We start from the raw sequence: 17,890 nt of genomic DNA, 5'->3' as shown, positions 1-17,890 counted from the left end.
GTAGCAACAATGTTTGTTGCTGATCTTCCAGCGTTAATATGGTATCTCGCACATACCTCGGCTTGTTTCGATAAAGCAACCGCCCATATCCAAATCTCGCCCGTAGGCTTCATAGTCAATGTAGTTCTGTAAACTGGGTGGAATGTCGCCAAGTGCCTGCAATTCGTCTATGTAGTAGTAGGCAACGTCTGTCATGGTTTCACAGTCTGGATAATAATAAATATCGTCCTTGTGTTCCACGACTTCTTCCAGCGTCCCGTAGTGGCTGATAAATTCGTCCAGACACTCTACGATATAGTCGGGAAGTTCCTCTATCATTTCATACATCTCATTGAGTTCTTCAATGGAAACATACTCGCCAATCGCAATGGGAAAGTTATCGGTATCATGGATTGCATATTCCTCATACTGTTCATTCAAGCCGATTTTTTCTTTTACATCTTCCTCGTCAATAGGAAATGTGAACCAAGCACCAACTAAATAGCCCTCATTGTATTTGCCAAGATTAGCAATGTAAACCGCCATATCATCAATCATAAGCACCACCTCATTTCCTACTCTGGCAGTTCAAAGATACCGTGTTCCGTTACTAAAAATTTCCCGTGTTCCTGCAAGTGAGAAGCGTAGGCTTCAAAGTCAAAGTAATATTCTTGACAGCCCTCGGATAAATGCTTAAATGTCGGGTCGTTCATCAGCTTTTGCTTTGCAACATCTATCATGCTTTTGCAGTCAGGATAAACCGTAATCACGTTCCTGCAAATATAAAGTGCTTCTAAATTTTCATATACGGTAAGAAGTGCTGTATATTCTTCCTGCATATCGCTTGAAAGCTGGCGGTACATAAAAGCTAATTCGTTGAGCTGATACACACTTGTATGTTCGTGGATTTCATCAGCAAAGGGCAGTACCTTTTCGATAATACGATAATCTTGACTTTCTGCACCGATACCTAGCTTTTCTTCAAACTCGGCAACATCTATTGGCAAGTCGAACCAGTATGATATTGTTTCTTCGCCAGTTGTTCCTCTCGTTTCCACCAGCACCCTTGTTTCCTGCATTGTTCCTCACGTCCTTTCTGTTGTTTCCTCACATCTTTTAAGGTCTGGCACGACATACCAAACACATATTTAGAAAAATCTTCTAACTGTCTTTCTTCATAGTCGGCAGGGTTCAGTCGTTTCATTTCCTGCCATACCTTACGCTTGTAAGAGGGCAGGTCGGAAATGTATTCACAGCCGACGTTTGCCTGCATATCCTTAAAAATATCGTTCATTTCATCACTCCAATCTGAAATTTAGGTATGAAAAAAGCAGTCAATCCTAAGACTAACTGCTTTTTAAAATATATAAGAACTTATATTTTATTTTGAGAAAAACACACCATAAAGAACGATAAGTGAAAAAAATATTAGCACTCCAGTTCCAATTATATAACATAGCCTAATAAATTTTTTCCCCTCATTTATATCATCGTATATGGAAGATAATTTTTCATTATTTAAATTTTTTTCTCTTACTTCTTGCACGTCAATATCTCTTACCAGTTCATCTAATGTCAATCCAAAGAAATCACTCAATAATACTAATCGTTGAAAATCTGGGTATGACTGACAAGACTCCCATTTTGAAATTGTTTGTCTGGAAACCTTTAGTTCATTTCCCAATTCTTCTTGTGAAAGACCTTTGGACTTTCTTAAATTTATCAGTTTTTCATTAAAGTTCATAAGTAGCCTCCTAAAATATAAATTATATTTGCGACCGCAAAATAAGTATTGCAAATATGATGATTTCTTGCAACCAACCTTTGTTGGCAATTTGTCAACCATTCATTACATCAGTATAATTCACTAATATTTGTCATAAAGTAAAGAAATATTAACCACATATAAGTTCATTTTTTATGCTCCAATTATAGCATTCTCATATCAGCACCACAATAAAATTTTACGTACCGATAATCTTATTGAACAGCTCCAACAGACACTATTTCATTACTCCAATCTGAAATTTTGGTAAGAAAAAAGCAGTCAATCCTAAGACTAACTGCTTTGTGTGTATGGATATGAAATTGTTTATCAGACATATTGTTTGAAAAATACATTTAACTTTTGCCCTAGTAGTGTTGGGTTATCTGTATTTACTTCATGTCCTGCATTTTCAATAATAGCTATTTCTGCGTTTTCTATCTGTTGTTGCAATTCTAAAGAAGCTTTTTTATTTATCTTATCCTTATCGCCACAGACAACAAGTACCGAACATGATATTTTTTTCAGTTCATGTTTAAAATTAAGTTCTGTCATAGATTTGCATAGATTGATAAAATCTGTTTTCTGAAAGCCCATTTTTTCAAATGCTGAACAAGGCATAATACGGAATATCAGATTTTGCATTTTTAACAGATACTTTGGCATTTCATATTGTGTGCCTATTAATACTAATGAGTTCATTTTTTCTGGGTGTTCTATCGCATACTGCATAGCAAGAATACCACCTAAAGAAAGTCCACAAATATTTAGCGGTTCTTCAAACTGTTCACAGTATGTTTCCAATGTCCGATACAATGTATCATAACATGGTGTTTTCCCAGAAAGCCAATCTGATAAATTAGGGCATAAAACTTCAAAATCATCATTGAATACTTTTACGGTATCACTCCAACTTTCAGAAGATTGTCCCAAACCATGAAGCATTATATATTTCATTTCATCACTCCTAGATACTGTGTTTCATATCCACATTATAACATTCTCATATCAGCACCACAATAAAATTCTATGCACCGATAATCTTATTGAACAGCTCTAACAGACACCATTTCATCACTCCAATCTGAAATTTTGATAAGAAAAAAGCAGTCAATCCTAAAACTAACTGCTTTGTGTGTGGATATAAAATCTAAATTCTATTGTATAACTTTTCTTAGCCAATTATCTCTAAATAAAATCTGTTCGTCAGTATGAAACCAATGTTCTCCGTCATTCATAACGGTAAGATTTGCACAATGTCTATCAATAAATTTATCTACCGTTTGACGTGATGTAAGATTATCATGTTCAGCATACAAAATTTCAGTAGGCGTTTTCCAATTTATCGGGTTTGCCCGAACAAAACATAGATATTCCCACGATAATGTTTCTCCAAAATCAGTTGGTATTTCTTTTCTTTCAGAAAGTTCCTTTTCAGACACATTCGCCCAGCTCATCATATCTACTATAAGTTGTTCCATATCAAGTATAGGCGATATGAATAATGCTTTTTCAATCTTGAAATTCTGTAATGTGTGCATTGTAAAATAAGCTCCGATACTATTAGCAAGTACATATATGTAGTCATATTTTTCAGATATTTTATCGTAGACTTCCATAATTTTATTTTTTACAATCCACGGGAAATAGTCATTATAATCTACTCCAAAAACATCAAAATCTAAACAAATATTTTTGAACTGTTCAGTTTCAAGATAACTTCCACCTTTACCATGAACATATATCATTGCTTTCTTCAAAATAACGCCCCCATAAATCAGAATTTTATATATCCACATTATACCATTCTCATATCAGCACCACAATAAAATTTTATGCACCGATAATCTTATTGAACAACTCTAACAGTACATCTTTCACACCGCCAGCATTGAATACCAAGCCGACAGCAATCAAGGCAACTACCAAGAAGCCGATAAGTTTGGAAAACTCACGCTTGAACCCTAAGTAGATACCGATAACCACAATCGCCATAAGCACCAAGCTCTGTGCGTTGCTTAAAAACCATTGATACAAATTTTGTCCGAAATTCATTTAATTGTCCTCGCTTTCTTTTAATTGTTTCATTTTATAGTCAGCTTCTTTGCCAACACTCAAAATACACATCAAGACAACGCCGATACCCATTCCCATAGATACCAACAGGAAGTCTTTTCCTAATTCCCACATTTTTTATCACTCCTAACTTTCTACTAAATCTTTTGCAGGGGTCGTCTGCTGTTTGATTATCATTTCATGCTTTTCGCTCAAGACTGCCTGCTTTTCAATCGTTTCCATGTAGTCTGTACCGTTTCCCTTATCAATCTTTTTCAGCATTTTCAAGGTCGGTGCTACCTGCCTTTGTACCCAACGCAATGTGCGGTCTAAAGTGTAAGGCTCTGGCTTTGTCGTTAGTTTCAGACTTTGCCGATTATCGCCAATAAACCAAGCCCAGCGGTCATTGAGTTTCCAGTCATTTTTCCGCTTGTCTGGTTCTTCATCAACAAACCGCACATACTGATTGATGATAGAAAAGGCGGTCTGTTCTGCGTCATAATACGTCAGCAAATCTCGTACTGCATAATAAGCTCGTTCATTGCGAAGCCGTATCTCAAAACGGTTGATAATGTCGGCTTCTTCCAGCGGTGTCCCTAACTTGACGTACTGCTCATAGTCCTTTTCATAGATACAGAAATACACATCTGATTTCAGCGAACCAAGATAAAGGGTGCGTCCCATATATTCTCTGTCGTCCTCTCTGTGCTTGATAAGCTCGCCCGACTGGTAAAACTTATAGCTTCTGGACTTTCCAATATATTCCCGTTTCCTGCATTTTTCCACAAGCTCTGGAATATCCAAAATGCCCGTATGGTCGTTGATAGCAAGGTCGATACGCTTCATCACGCCACCGTCTACAAGTGCGTCCATGAGAAAGTCATACCAGCTTCTTTGCTGTGCCAGCAGGTAACTTTCAAACTGCCTGCAACCACGCCCCTTTAATTCTAAGAGGACACCTTTTTCTTCGTCAGCCGACGTATAGATAAAGATGTCCCCTAAAGAGTAATGCTCCGTATAACTGTAATGTCCGTAATCTTCATGGAGCATATAATTGATATTCAGTTTTAATATATCTTTGATGATGTGCTGTATATCCAGCGTGGGAAAACGAATTTTCACATAATCAAACAGCATGGTAAGCGGTGCTTCTGGATTGAACCTTGCCAGTTCCTTATGCAGAGTTTCCAGAAGTTCCTTTGACGGCTTCATTTTTCCGCTTTCTATCTTGTTGAGATATTCCCTTGTGATACCAGAAGCCACCGCCAGCCTGCCTTGTGAGATACCGTAAGCAATCCGTTTCTCCCGTAATTCTTTTATCCATTGTTCTTCATTCAGAACCATACCCCCAATCTATAAAGTGTGAAGTTTTTAAGGACGACTTCACAGCCGATTTTTGTTAGGAAACCATGCCAGAAGCCTTATGCTTCCTATGTTTTTTGTCTATTGTCTATTTGCAAACGTACCCCTCTGTTAGATACCGAGGGGTTTTACCTGCTGGCGTGGCTTACGCCACACCAGCAACGGCTAGTCCGTGCCGTCGCCTTTCGCTTCGCACGTCGCCGTCCCGTCCTGCCTTGCTTGTGCAAGAGAGCCGATAGTCTGCAAAAAATCATGTCCTTTCGGGACTAAAGGCGTGTAAAATTCGCTTATCACGCTTGTCCCCACATCACAATAACCACGCCCCTTGATACGCTTCTGAAAAAACTGCTTTTTCACGTCTGAACCAAACAGCATACCGTAACCTAATTCGCTGATACGCCCAAGTCCCACACGGAAATTGAAGTTATCTCTGATACCGTCCGAGAAATACTTTGCGTCTGGACGCTGGCAGGCGACGATAAGGAAATAACCTGCTTGTCGCCCTAACATAACGATTTTCTTTAACTGGCTAAGTAAGCTCACGCTTTCTTTCGTCCCCAACATTTCAAAAAACGCCACATATTCATCAAAGATAAGAAAGCAGGGTGGCAGTCCCAGATAGGCGTAGTTTTCGCCCGTCTTATAGTTCGGGTGTCGTTTCATTTCCTCGCTTCGTCGCACCATGCCCTCATAAAAAGCATTGACGCAATCTATCATGTCTTCTTTCGTGTGATACACATTTCCCATAACTGACCCTAAGTCCGCAAGGTCAGCGTTCTTCGGGTCTAAGATATAAAGGACAGCGTTAGTATGCAGTAAGGCTTCAATAAGCGTCAGCAGAAAATAAGTTTTACCGCCACCAGTCCCACCTGCAATCAGAGCATGAGGGAGTGCGTCATATTCCCACACAAGATTTTTCATCAGTCTAAGACAGCCGTTCTCTGCCCGTACTTCATCAATGGTAATGCGGTTCGCTATCATATCATAAAGCAGGGTATATTCGATATAGCCGTCATGCAGGGTCTTGTCGGTCAGCTCGCAATACAAGCCACTTTCCAATTTATCCTCTAACCGTAAAAGCTGGTCTTGATATTTCCCCAGCGTAATTTCACAGCGGATATGAAGCAGTCCCTTTTCCATTTGATAATAAATCTTTGGAAACCAGACGATTTTTTCCCTTGATCTGCTTTGCAGGTCAGTAAAAAAACCGCTGTCTTGTACGGTATCGGCTTCATACCACTTATTTTCCAGTACCATTCGTGCCAGCTTTTGACGGTGCAGGAGCTTCTTGAAATTGTCATAACAGAAGCGGTAATACAGAAAAGCGACCAATGCACAAACACCAGTCGCTATCAGTATGGTTATGAAGTTGTAAGGGGAGAGCGTCAAGCCGTTTTCTAACAAGCTGAAATGCTCCCAATCGGTACGCATGAGCTGTTTGATATTCAATAGCAAAAGAACCGCCACGAATACAAACAGAAGTGACCCTATAAAAAAGTGGTAAACAAGGTGTTTGTCGCTGGCTCTGATACGGTGTCCTTTATTCCAAATCTTACGCATAATCAATCACTCCTTTCTGAGTACGAAAAAAAGCAGTCAATCCTAAGACTAACTGCTTTGTGTGTATGGATATGGAATTGTCAAACCAATATTTATAGTTTTACAAATCAAGGCAAATAAAAATTAAACTAATTTCGTTTCACTAACTATCTGAACGGCATCATCGCAATCGTCGCAAGGTAATGCACCTCTTTTTATCATTCTTTGGTAAAAACTATTTACCATGTCGATAATAAAAAGCTCAGAGTTTTCTTTTTCTGATATTACAAATAAATTGTAAATAAGTTTTTTCCCAATCCCCTTATACTTCATAAAATCTGGTAAAAATATATTACTTATCATAATTTGCTTGTACTCATAATTTATAAAAAATCTCAATAAAACAAAAGTAGCTTGTTTTTCTGGATTATATTCATCTTTATGATATCCATTTACTTCGACTTTATAAATAATATCATTCATCCAATAATCTGTTATCTTATACTCAAAACGTTGTTCAACATAATCGTCTTTAAATGGTTTCAAATAATTTTCAATTTCTTTTATAAGCTGTTGATGAATTGTTTCCATAATATTTTTACCCTCCAATTTTAGTTATTTTTTCATACCCATATTATAACAGTTCCAAATATCCGCTACAATGAAAATTTAGGTATCAGTTTATTTTTTCTGTTGTCCTTGAGGTGTAGGGTTCTGTTGACTACCTGCGTTCTGGTTACCTTTATTCTTCAACACAATATCCTCTGCCTTTACATACCAGTCCACATCTGCACCCATATAAGTTTTTCGTGATACCGTATCGGCTACGGGATTGACAAGCTCCACAACTGCATTGTACGGAAATTCCCTTAACGGTACTTCTGGTGGTACAGATACGGGGATAATTCCACCATGCAGACTGCACTTCAAATCATAGATACGCTTTTTCAGTTGAGTACTCGGTGTCCCGTCCTCGTTCTGCAAGAACACATCACGCACCGCTGTAAATTTTAATTCTCCAAATGTTTTCTCTTTGTCAATGACAAACCCGTTTGATAATCTCATAAATTTTTCACTCCTTTACTTTTCTTCAACTGCTACAATATCATCAGCAAGCAACACATAATCGGTATGTCCCATATCCCCGATTGCGTAGCCTCTGCCATATAACTTCGGATTAACAAGTTTTACTTTCTGCTCATACTTGAAATGCTTTTCGCCAGCCTGCACGGGAATTTCCACTACTACATTTTCGCCTTTCTGCACGTCAGAATAAAGGTTATAGCTTCGTCTGGCTAAGACCCTGCGGTTATTTTTATCTCTTTCAAAGACTGGCTCGCTTTCGCCTGCAAATTCAAGAGTTCCAAAAGACTGTGCCATATCTGGCACGACATATTTCATTTCCATAGTGTTTTACCTCGTTTCTTTCTATACTTGATAAGTTCTTTGATTGTGATTGCTTATTCTGGCGGTTCGGGAAGTACCAGCAATCCCACCGATAGTAAAGGGTAAAATCAATGCTTACGCACCCTTGACTATCCGTGTTCTTGCAGGTTGTTAGCAGACAAGCCAGAATAAGCGGAAGTCTGCCGTTTGACAGCTTCGGCGGAGAGCGTGATTTTTCTTTCATCATACCGTTACCGCCTTATGATTTCTTCATTTTACGGCGTTTGTAGAAGAAGATACCTGCCAGCCCAGCACCAGAAGTCATAAGAAGTGCAAGCAGTCCGTAAAGGCTGGTATTATCGCCCGTTTTGGGACTGTCGCTAGGTCTGTTTGGCTTTTCTGGTGTCTGTGGTGTTTCGGGTTTCTCTGGTTCTTCTGGGACTTCTGGTTTTTCCTTAAAGGTAATCGTCTGTCCCTCGTCGTCAATGTCCTTATGCTCGGTAACTTTCTTCGGCTCGTCTGGATTGCTGAAATCGTACAATTCTTCAAAAGTTACAAGCTGTTTACCGTCAAGGGAAGTAGCGTCAAAGGTAAAGGCAACTTCCACTTTCATAGTTTCGCTGTCAGCAGTAAAGGTATAATTACTTTCCACACGCTTTCCATTGATAAGAAGTTCTGCATTTTCTTCTTTCAACATCTGCCAGCCCACAAGTTTGTACTGTGTACCGATTTCCAATCCCTCTAAGGTTACGGTATCAATGATTGTTACCTCTTTTTCTGCTTCAAGCTCTTTGTTGCCGTCCTTATCGGTAGCAGTTGTATGTATCTTGATGATACGCTCTGTGATAAGTACCGTCTGCCCGTCGTCCTCAATGTCCTTGTGTTCCGCAACTTTTACGGGTTCGTCTGGATTGCTGAAATCATACAATTCGTCAAAGGTAACAAGGTTTTTGCCACCTAAAGCAGACGCATTGAACGTATAGGAAATTTCCACTTTCATTTCTTCCTCATCAGCGACAAAGGTATAATCGTTTTCTACACGTTTCCCGTCAATGATAAGCTCGGCGTTTTCTTCCTTTAACATCTGCCAGCCTTTCAACTGATACTTTGTGCCTTTTGTAAGTCCGTCTAATTTGACAGTATCAACGATTGTTACCTCTTTTCCTGCAAGAATAGTTTTTTCGCCGTCCTTGCTGGTTGCTGTGGTATGGATAGAGATTTCTTTTTCGTATTCATCAGTCAAAGTCCCTAAATCAATCACAAGATTATTTCTTGATACCACGATTTCAAAAGGTGGGATAAGTTCAAAGCCTTTGTTGCTATCGGAGCGTAATTCTTCAATGATGTAAGTATCGTAAGGCAACGCACCTTTGCTGTCGTCTGGTTCAGAAGTTCCAAACCACACACCGTCCTCGCTGGTCTTGCCTGCGTTGGTATTGTGCTTATGTGAAGCCCAGTCAGCAGAAGTGGAGAATTGCCCGTTATCATCAGTTACCACCACATGATTTTCGTCCGTCGTCTTGCTTGTGATCCTAAAGGGAACATCAGCAAGACGCTTGTGTGTGCCTGCACCAATTTTCACGCCCTCAATATCGCCACGCTTAATCTGATTATAGATAGAATGGGCTTCGTCAGTTAAGTCCACAATTTTTCCATTTTCTGTGATTGCAAAGTCAATCGGTTTTGCACCGTCTGTCAAATATCCGTTTGGAGCTTCACTCTCAACGATACGGAATTTTCCATAAGGTAAAAGGTCAGCGGAAGTAGAAGCGACACCCTCAATATCCGTATGGATTGTTTTTACCACTTCATTTTTCTTGTATAGCTTGCCCTCAACCAATACCTCATTATCATTTAAGGAAATGATGTCAAAGGCAGTATCTTTCAAGGTGGCACTTCCTTGTGGTTTGGTATCGCCCGTTTCTAAATCTCGTTTCTGGATTTTCACACCGCCACGAATGACTTTATCTGATACAGAAAATTGGTTACTTCCAGATAGTACGGCAAGGTCGCCGTCCTCTCTAATCTGTGTTACATATAAGCCCTTAATCTGTTCAGATTTATCGCCAGCCTGCATATATGCACCATCCAGCAAGTAGCCGTTTGGAGCTTTTGTTTCTTCAACAGTGAGTGTCCCAAGTGGAAGAACCGCCTTACCGTCCTGCATATAGAAGCTGTCGCCAGATACCTTGTATGCGTCCGCTAATTTTGTGATATAGTGGGTTGTCCCGTCGCTGTCAGTTTCAGCGATTGTCTTTGTAACCCATGTACGAGTAGCTTCGGCAGGAAGATTTTCTTTATTATAGAAGCCAGCATAATACTTCCATGTAAATTCCGCACCTGCTAAAGAAGCGTTCCCCTGCGGATTGTCTTTCTGTATTTCCATATCAATCTTGAAAAGCTCAATCAAAGTGTCTGTTACTTTTGGTGTATCTGATACTTTCAAGGTTGCTGTTTCGCCAGCTTTGATTGTCAATGGATAGACTGTTTTATCCACTTTATATCCTGCTGGTGCAGATAATTCCTTGATATAAACTGTGCCAGCCGTTACCTCTGCAACATCTGTATTTCCGTTTTCATCAGTCTTAAGGGTGGCAAGCTGTTTTGTGCAGTCCTTATCAGCAAAGACACCGTATGTTGCACCAGCGATAGAGTAATTCCCGTTACCGTCTGTAATACTGGCACTACTGGAAGTCTTTTGCAGTTTCGCATTTCCGACATTTAATTTCGCCCAGAATCGCCCTAATTCCTGCCCCTCGCCAGAGTAGATATAACCGCCACATTCATAGCGTCCTTTATTTTCTTTGACAAAGACTTTTGCACCAGAGAAAACTTCGTCCTGCGTCGCCTTTGGTATTTCATCATAAGAAGCTCGCACGTTATCACATTGCCAGCCAAGATGTACGCTCAATCTCTGCCAGACAACGCATTGTTCCAACAGATAAACTTGTTTGTAGTTCAGTCCCTTGTGAGTTTCTCTATACTGTTTGACATACTCTAAGGATAACGCCACATCTGAAATCTGGTCGGCACTCATGCGTGAGCTTGCGTCAGCTCTGGTCTTGTAGCCATTCTTAAAATCTGTATTGATGTCAATACAATAGGCAGTTTCGCCCTCAACTTTCATCATGCCCTCATTGAATGTAGAACTGATAGAACCGTCATTCATCACTTTTTCAATGATACCAACACGCTCTGCACTTTCCGTCCAGTATTGTTTACTTTCTGCCTGGACGGGTGTAGTCGGTAAAACACTAACGACAGTCGCAAGAGCTAAGAAGCCCATACACAATCGTTTTAACATCTTTTTCATAAATCTAATGCTCCTTTCATTTTGGGTATAAAAATAGACGCTCATTTCTGAACGCCTTACATTGAAAAGGGATACTTTTTTAACAAGTACCCCTAAAGTTTAGTATTTAATTGTTTGTGTTCCCACACTCTATATCAACTACTACCGAAACATTGATATAGTTTTTTATCTCTTTATTTCTGATTTTATCGCCCTCGCTCGTAAAGACGATATGCTTGAAAAAGTGCCTAAAATTAAGGATTTCTACATAGTTCGTCTTTGTAGCAACACACAAGTCTCGACATGCACCCCCTGCGGAAACATATCGCACACCGCTACTCTCTTCACCTCATACTTCTCCGCGCACAGCCGCTTTAAGTCCCTGGCCAGGGTAGCAGAATCGCAGCTCACATATACAATCCTCTCCGGATTCATCTTCAGCATAGTCTCCAGCAGCGCCTCATCGCAGCCCTTTCTAGGCGGGTCTACCACAATCACATCGGCAGAAACACCTTCCTCCTCATATTTTTTCGGAAGCACATCTTCTGCCTTTCCTACATAAAATTCCGCATTTGCAATCCCGTTTCTTTCCGCATTTTTCTTGGCATCTGCAATAGCCGCAGGCACAATCTCCACACCATAGACCTGCTTGGCCTTCTGTGCCAGAAAAAGAGAAATCGTCCCGATACCGCAGTACAAATCCCACACAATTTCCTTTCCGGTAAGCCCCGCATACTCCAGGGCCGTGTTGTACAGCTTCTCCGTCTGTACCGGATTCACCTGATAAAAGGAAAGGGGAGAAATTCGATACTGTACTTCTCCAATATAGTCTGAAATGTAGTCCTGCCCCCACAGTTTCACAATTTTATCACCTAAAATCACATTATTTCTCTTCTTATTCACATTAAAGGTAATACTGGTCATGCCGGGAATCTCCTGCAGCCGCGCCGTCAGCTTCTCCGCTTTCGGCAGAGCGTCTCCGTTAAGAACCAGACAGACCATAATTTCCCCTGTCTTAAAGCCGCAGCGGATAAGGACATGGCGAACCAGTCCAGTACCGGAAACCTCATCGTAAGGCTCTATGTGATTCTCCTTCATGTAAACCAGAACTTCCTCCAGAATCTGCTCATTCACTTCTGTACCCAGATAACAGTTTTTATTGGAAATAATGGAATGGGTTCTGCCTGCATAAAAGCCGGTAATGATTTCCCCGTCTTTATTTTTGCCCACAGGAAACTGGGCTTTGTTTCTGTACCGCCAGGGTTCTTCCATACCAATCACCTGCTCAATACAGATATTTTCAAAGCCTCCGATTCTCTTCAGATTTCCCTTCACCTTATTTTTCTTAAATTCCAACTGCTTCTCATAAGAAAGGAACTGCAGCTGACAGCCCCCGCAGGCTCTGGCCGCGGGACAGCGGGGTTGCACACGGTCTTTGGAGGGTTCCAGCACTTTCATCAGACGGGCATAGCCATAGTTCTTTTTCATTTTCATAATCCTGGCTTCTACCTTATCACCAATCACGGTATCTTTCACGAAAAGCGTATAGCCATCCGCCTTTCCGATGCCCTCTCCGTCGTGTCCCATATCTTCTATATAAAGTGTTACCGTATCATTCTTCTTAAATTCCATGAACGCCGCCTTCCTGCTCACAACTGGATTTTCTGAAATTGGATTCAAAAAGACGGTTGTAACCAATCCATTCTTTTTGCTGCCCTGCTGACGCAAATATTTCAGTCAGGGTTTCCATCTTCGCGTCTGTATTGTCCGCCAGATTCAGCGCCAGGGCTTCCGGCAGTGCCGGTTTCTTTGGCGAGCCGTATTCCAACTCCCCGTGATGAGCCAGAATACAATGCTTCAGCTCACTTTCCAGTTTCTTTGGAAATCCGGGGATTTCTCCTGCCTTATCATGGATTCTTTCCGCCCCTATCATAATGTGACCCAGAAGCTGTCCGTCATCTGTATAATCATTCATGGGAAACGGACTTAATTCTTCTGTTTTTCCAATATCATGCAGCATGGCTGCGGTAAGCAGCAAATCCCGGTTCAAAATCGGATAGACCTTACAGTAATAATCACACAGGCTGACTACGCTTAATGTATGTTCCAACAGACCGCCGATAAAGCCGTGGTGCACACTTTTCGCCGCTGAATTGCCGCGAAATGCCTTTGCGAAATCCTGATCTTCCTCAAAGAAGGAAACCAGCAATCGGTGCAGATAAGGGTTTTTCACACTTGCCACATAACTTAACAGCCCTTCATACATAGAATCCACATTTTTGCTGCTCACCGGAAGATAATTGCCCGGCTCATACTCTCCCTCTGCGGCTTTGCGCACACGTTTGATACTCACCTGAAGACTGCCCTGGAAAGAATTTACATCTCCCACCACGTCAATGTAATCCAGGCTGTCAAATTCATCAATGCCCAGAGAATTCGGATCCCAGATTTTAGCGTCAATGGTACCTGTTTTATCCTGTAAAATTACGTTTTCATAAGGCTTTCCGTTCTTTGTCACTGCTGCCTGTTTGTGTTTGCATAAATAAATTCCGGAAAGTTTTTCCCCTTCGTGAAGCTCGTTAATAAATTTCATTTTCATATCCTCTCTACCTTGTTTTTAATGTTACGTTAAAGGAGACTTCTACATATCCTTCTGTTCCCTGGCGCATGGCCTTCACCTTTACGGTTTCCCCGGATTTACAGGATTTTAACTGCTGCTGATATCCTTTTACCGTTTCTACTTTTTCACCGTTCAGCTCTATAATCACATCTCCGTTCTGAATTCCCACCTGCATAGCCGGAGAATCCACCTCTACCTTTTCTACGAAAATCCCCACCGGAATTCCCTTTTTCTCGGAAATTTCCGCAGTAATGTCTTCTCCCGTGATACCCAGATACACCATCTCCTTATTTTCATCGGAAAGTGTCTGAATCAAATCCTTTATCTGGGAAATCGGCAGCCCGATAATAAGGTTTCCGTTTTCCTCCCCGCCAAAGCTCTGGGCAATTATCCCCACAATTTCCCCTTCCAGATTTAAAATCACACCGCTTCCCTGACTGCTGCCTGTAATATCTGTAGTGAGAAGTCCATACTGCGCGTCCACTCTGGACACTGTATCTGAAGTAGAAGTCACAATTCCATAACCAACAGAATCACTATACCCCATAGGACTTCCAATTGCAAGAACCGGTTCTCCCAGCTTCAGATTGTAGGACTCGCCCAGCGGTGCAACGGCAATTTTTTCCTTTAACGAACTGTCCAGACCGGATTTGTCAATTTTCAGCACTGCCAGCCCTGTATTCTGGTCTGCCTTCTGGAATCTGGCATCCGTCACGGTGCCGTCATAGAAGACCACCTGGATACGGTCCACATTCTCCACAATCCGGTATTCCGTCAGCACAAAATAATTCTGCCCGCTCTCTGCCACCAGAATCCCGGAAATCTGCTCTTCGTAAGGCGTCTGAAACCAATCCTCATCATTTTTATTTCCAATTACCGTTACCATGGCTTTTTCCGCTTCATCCGCTGTGGCAAAAATATCCCCATACAGTTTCTTGTATTCCTCCGGGGTCATGTCCTGTGCCACAGGAGCAGAGGCGTCCCCTCCGCCCTGACTTTCCGGCAGTTCCTCATTCTGCGCATCGGCTTCCCCCTCTTTCTTTTCCTCTTCCTCCTGGTCTTCTTCCTGGGGAAACGTAACCTTGCTGGCATCCTTCTTTTCCAGAATTTTACCGGTCATAGCCGGCGCTGCTACGGAAAACACAACAGCCGCCGCAAGCCCAAACACGGCTCCCGAAGCCAGAAGTTTTCCCACCTGCTTTGCCAGCTTCTTCCTGTTCCAAGGCTTCGCCTTAATCGTTTCTTTCAGAAATTCATAGGAGTTCTCTTCCTTTTTCTCCTGATTTGTTTGTCCCTCATTCTTTTTTTCGTCCATGTTCAACACTCCGCATTAGACTGTATTTTGTACTATTATACCGAATGTTTATGAACTTTTTATGAAGATTACACAAAATTTTCTCTCTCATCCCACAAAAATTCCCCCTCAGAACCTTTTCTTTCTGCCTGTTTTCATGTAAAATAGGAAGCGGAATCTTAAAAAACTGGATAAGGTGAATACTATGAATCAAAAAGCATTAAAAACTTTAGAATACAATAAAATCACAGAACTTTTAGAAGGGTTTGCCTCTTCTTCTATGGGAAAGGAACTTTGCCGGAATCTGACGCCGCTTGACAATCTGGCGGAAATCGAAGCCATGCAGCAGGAAACCGCAGACGCCCTGTCCCGTGTATACCAGAAAGGCTCTCTGTCCTTTGGCGGCGTCCGGGACATCCGGGGTTCCCTAAAGCGGCTGGAAATCGGCAGCACTCTGGGAACCGGGGAACTGCTCTCCATCTGCAGCCTTCTGGAAAATGCCAACCGGGCCAAAGCCTATTCCCGCAGAGAAACAGAGAATGATACCGGGGACTCCTTAGACCCTCTCTTTGAACTTCTGCAGCCTTTGACGCCTCTGTCACTGGAAATCCGCCGCTGTATTCTCTCAGAAGAAGAAATTGCTGACGACGCCAGTGCAGGACTGAAACAGGTGCGCAGAACCATGAAAAATACCAATGATAAAATCCACAGCCAGCTTTCTTCCTATGTAAGCGGCAGTGCCAGAACCTACCTGCAGGACGCAGTGGTTACCATGCGAAACGGTCGCTACTGTATCCCCGTAAAGGCAGAGCACAAGGGACAGATTCCCGGCATGATACATGACCAGTCCTCCACCGGTTCTACGGTATTTGTAGAGCCCATGGCTGTTGTCAAGCTGAACAACGAGCTGCGGGAACTGGAAATTCAGGAACAGACAGAAATCGAAAAGATTCTGGCAGGCCTCAGTGAAACAGCTGCGGAAAGTCTGGAAATGCTGGATGATGACTTAAAAGTCCTGACACAGCTGGATTTTATCTTTGCCAGAGCCCTTCTGGCGAAATCCCAGAATGCAACAGAACCCCTTTTCAACACAGAGGGCATTATTGACATCAAAAAGGGACGCCACCCTCTTATTGAAAAACATAAAGTAGTTCCCATTGACATCCGTCTGGGCGAAACCTTTGACCTGCTGGTAGTAACCGGCCCCAACACGGGCGGTAAAACCGTTTCTTTAAAAACCGTAGGACTTCTGACCTTAATGGGGCAGTCCGGGCTTCACATTCCTGCCTTTGACCATTCCCGTCTCAGTGTCTTTCGGGAGGTTTATGCGGACATCGGGGACGAGCAGAGCATTGAGCAGTCTCTCAGTACCTTTTCCTCCCACATGACCAATGTGGTACGTTTTCTGGAAAAAGCAGACCGGGACTCTCTGGTGCTTTTCGACGAGCTTGGCGCCGGAACAGACCCTACTGAGGGCGCAGCTCTGGCCATTGCCATTCTCTCCCATCTTCACGCACAAGGAGTCCGCACCATGGCAACCACCCATTACAGCGAACTGAAGGTCTATGCCCTTTCTACGCCGGGCGTGGAAAATGCCTCCTGCGAATTTGACGTAGAAACCCTGCGCCCCACTTACCGCCTGCTTATCGGCGTACCGGGAAAGAGTAATGCTTTTGCCATTTCCGGAAAGCTGGGACTGCCGGATTATATTATTGAAAAGGCCAAAGAACAAATCAGCCAGGAGGACGAATCTTTTGAAGATGTGCTCACCTCTCTGGAAGAAAGCCGCCGGACGATTGAAAGCGAGCAGGCCGAAATTGCCCGGTACAAAGAAGAAATCCAGACTTTGAAGGAACAGCTGGAAACCAAACAAGACAAGCTGGAACAGAGAAAAGACCGGATTCTCCAGGAAGCCAACGAAGAAGCCCACCGGATTTTACGGGAAGCCAAGGAATATGCGGACCAGACCATGAAAATTTTCAACAAAGCGGGTCAGGAATCCATGACAGCCAGAGAACTGGAGCAGAAACGTTCCGAACTGCGAAAGAAAATGGACAAAACCGCAAAGAAAATGGCTTTAAAGACGCCGGAAAAGAAAAAATCCACCCTGACAGCCAAAGACGTATCTTTAGGAGACGCTGTAAAGGTGTTAAGTCTGAATGTCAAAGGCACTATCAGTTCCAAACCGGATGCCAAGGGCATGGTATTTGTCCAGATGGGTATTCTCCGTTCCAAAGTATCTCTGTCCGATTTGCAGCTGATTGACGAACCGGTAATCACCTCGCCTTCCCTGCAGCGCACCGGCGCCGGAAAGATTAAAATGAGCAAATCCGCCTCCGTGCGCACGGAAATCAATCTGCTTGGAAAAACCGTGGACGAAGCCGTTGCCGAACTGGACAAATATCTGGACGACGCCTACCTTGCACACTTAAGCAGTGTCCGGGTAGTACACGGCAAGGGCACCGGCGCCCTCAGAAAAGGCGTACACAACTACTTAAAGCGCCTGAAATATGTACAGGATTTCCATCTTGCAGAATTTGGAGAAGGAGATGCAGGCGTGACCATTGTAGAATTTAAAAAATAGAGGGGGACTGCAGC

The 17,890-nt window shown here is 42.4% G+C and carries 18 protein-coding genes; 1 reads left to right on the top strand and 17 read right to left on the bottom strand.

Annotated elements, in window-relative coordinates; translation table 11 throughout:
* Positions 1-33: 33 nt before the first annotated feature.
* From G5A70_RS04655 to G5A70_RS04575, 17 genes are all read right to left on the bottom strand, one after another.
* The gene (locus tag G5A70_RS04655; protein WP_002323345.1) at positions 34-537 is read right to left on the bottom strand and encodes an antirestriction protein ArdA; all 504 of its coding nucleotides are present in this window, start codon (positions 535-537) and stop codon (positions 34-36) included.
* Positions 538-554: 17 nt separating this feature from the next.
* Positions 555-1,058 (bottom strand): antirestriction protein ArdA, encoded by a 504-nt coding sequence (locus tag G5A70_RS04650; protein ID WP_118116709.1) that lies wholly within the window; start codon positions 1,056-1,058, stop codon positions 555-557.
* Positions 977-1,273 carry a conjugal transfer protein gene (locus G5A70_RS04645; protein ID WP_173748470.1) on the bottom strand — a complete coding sequence of 99 codons (297 nt, stop codon included), beginning with the start codon at positions 1,271-1,273 and terminating at the stop codon, positions 977-979. Before G5A70_RS04645 ends, G5A70_RS04650 begins: the two co-directional genes overlap by 82 nt.
* An 87-nt stretch (positions 1,274-1,360) precedes the next feature.
* Positions 1,361-1,723, bottom strand: coding sequence for a helix-turn-helix domain-containing protein (locus G5A70_RS04640; protein WP_021422740.1), 363 nt, complete (start codon positions 1,721-1,723; stop codon positions 1,361-1,363).
* 351 nt (positions 1,724-2,074) lie between these two features.
* Positions 2,075-2,701 carry an alpha/beta fold hydrolase gene (locus G5A70_RS04635; protein ID WP_021422741.1) on the bottom strand — a complete coding sequence of 209 codons (627 nt, stop codon included), beginning with the start codon at positions 2,699-2,701 and terminating at the stop codon, positions 2,075-2,077.
* A gap of 200 nt (positions 2,702-2,901) precedes the next feature.
* On the bottom strand, positions 2,902-3,543 hold the full coding sequence (locus G5A70_RS04630) for an alpha/beta hydrolase (protein WP_021419670.1): 642 nt from the start codon (positions 3,541-3,543) through the stop codon (positions 2,902-2,904).
* Positions 3,544-3,577: 34 nt separating this feature from the next.
* Positions 3,578-3,799: a hypothetical protein gene (locus G5A70_RS04625; RefSeq protein ID WP_002323342.1), complete on the bottom strand. Its 222-nt coding sequence runs from the start codon at positions 3,797-3,799 to the stop codon at positions 3,578-3,580.
* On the bottom strand, positions 3,800-3,934 hold the full coding sequence (locus G5A70_RS04620; protein WP_003066128.1) for a DUF3789 domain-containing protein: 135 nt from the start codon (positions 3,932-3,934) through the stop codon (positions 3,800-3,802).
* 12 nt (positions 3,935-3,946) lie between these two features.
* Positions 3,947-5,143, bottom strand: coding sequence for a MobT family relaxase (gene mobT / locus G5A70_RS04615; RefSeq protein WP_173748467.1), 1,197 nt, complete (start codon positions 5,141-5,143; stop codon positions 3,947-3,949).
* Positions 5,144-5,326: 183 nt separating this feature from the next.
* Positions 5,327-6,721, bottom strand: a complete 1,395-nt coding sequence (locus G5A70_RS04610; protein WP_173748465.1) for an FtsK/SpoIIIE domain-containing protein — start codon at positions 6,719-6,721, stop codon at positions 5,327-5,329.
* Between the two features lie 123 nt (positions 6,722-6,844).
* On the bottom strand, positions 6,845-7,291 hold the full coding sequence (locus G5A70_RS04605; RefSeq protein WP_173748463.1) for a hypothetical protein: 447 nt from the start codon (positions 7,289-7,291) through the stop codon (positions 6,845-6,847).
* A 90-nt stretch (positions 7,292-7,381) separates the two neighbouring features.
* Entirely contained in the window at positions 7,382-7,765 is a 384-nt protein-coding gene (locus tag G5A70_RS04600; protein WP_173748461.1) for a YdcP family protein, read from the bottom strand.
* A 15-nt stretch (positions 7,766-7,780) separates the two neighbouring features.
* On the bottom strand, positions 7,781-8,107 hold the full coding sequence (locus G5A70_RS04595; RefSeq protein ID WP_008792581.1) for a YdcP family protein: 327 nt from the start codon (positions 8,105-8,107) through the stop codon (positions 7,781-7,783).
* Positions 8,108-8,345: 238 nt separating this feature from the next.
* Positions 8,346-11,399, bottom strand: coding sequence for an SrtB-anchored collagen-binding adhesin (locus G5A70_RS04590; protein ID WP_173748459.1), 3,054 nt, complete (start codon positions 11,397-11,399; stop codon positions 8,346-8,348).
* A 243-nt stretch (positions 11,400-11,642) separates the two neighbouring features.
* Positions 11,643-13,010 (bottom strand): 23S rRNA (uracil(1939)-C(5))-methyltransferase RlmD, encoded by a 1,368-nt coding sequence (gene rlmD, locus G5A70_RS04585; protein ID WP_173748457.1) that lies wholly within the window; start codon positions 13,008-13,010, stop codon positions 11,643-11,645.
* Positions 13,000-13,971 carry a 3'-5' exoribonuclease YhaM family protein gene (locus G5A70_RS04580; protein WP_173748455.1) on the bottom strand — a complete coding sequence of 324 codons (972 nt, stop codon included), beginning with the start codon at positions 13,969-13,971 and terminating at the stop codon, positions 13,000-13,002. Before G5A70_RS04580 ends, rlmD begins: the two co-directional genes overlap by 11 nt.
* 13 nt (positions 13,972-13,984) lie before the next feature.
* Positions 13,985-15,313 carry a S1C family serine protease gene (locus G5A70_RS04575; RefSeq protein ID WP_173748453.1) on the bottom strand — a complete coding sequence of 443 codons (1,329 nt, stop codon included), beginning with the start codon at positions 15,311-15,313 and terminating at the stop codon, positions 13,985-13,987.
* A 184-nt stretch (positions 15,314-15,497) separates the two neighbouring features.
* On the opposite strand from G5A70_RS04575, the gene G5A70_RS04570 reads away from it, so the two are divergent.
* Positions 15,498-17,876: an endonuclease MutS2 gene (locus G5A70_RS04570; protein ID WP_173748451.1), complete on the top strand. Its 2,379-nt coding sequence runs from the start codon at positions 15,498-15,500 to the stop codon at positions 17,874-17,876.
* Positions 17,877-17,890: the final 14 nt, after the last annotated feature.

Origin of the sequence: Blautia hansenii (genome assembly GCF_013304445.1) — a bacterium.
Lineage (GTDB): Bacteria > Bacillota > Clostridia > Lachnospirales > Lachnospiraceae > Blautia.
Note: the sequence above shows the minus strand (reverse complement) of the source record. Positions and strands in the feature narration are given on the sequence as shown.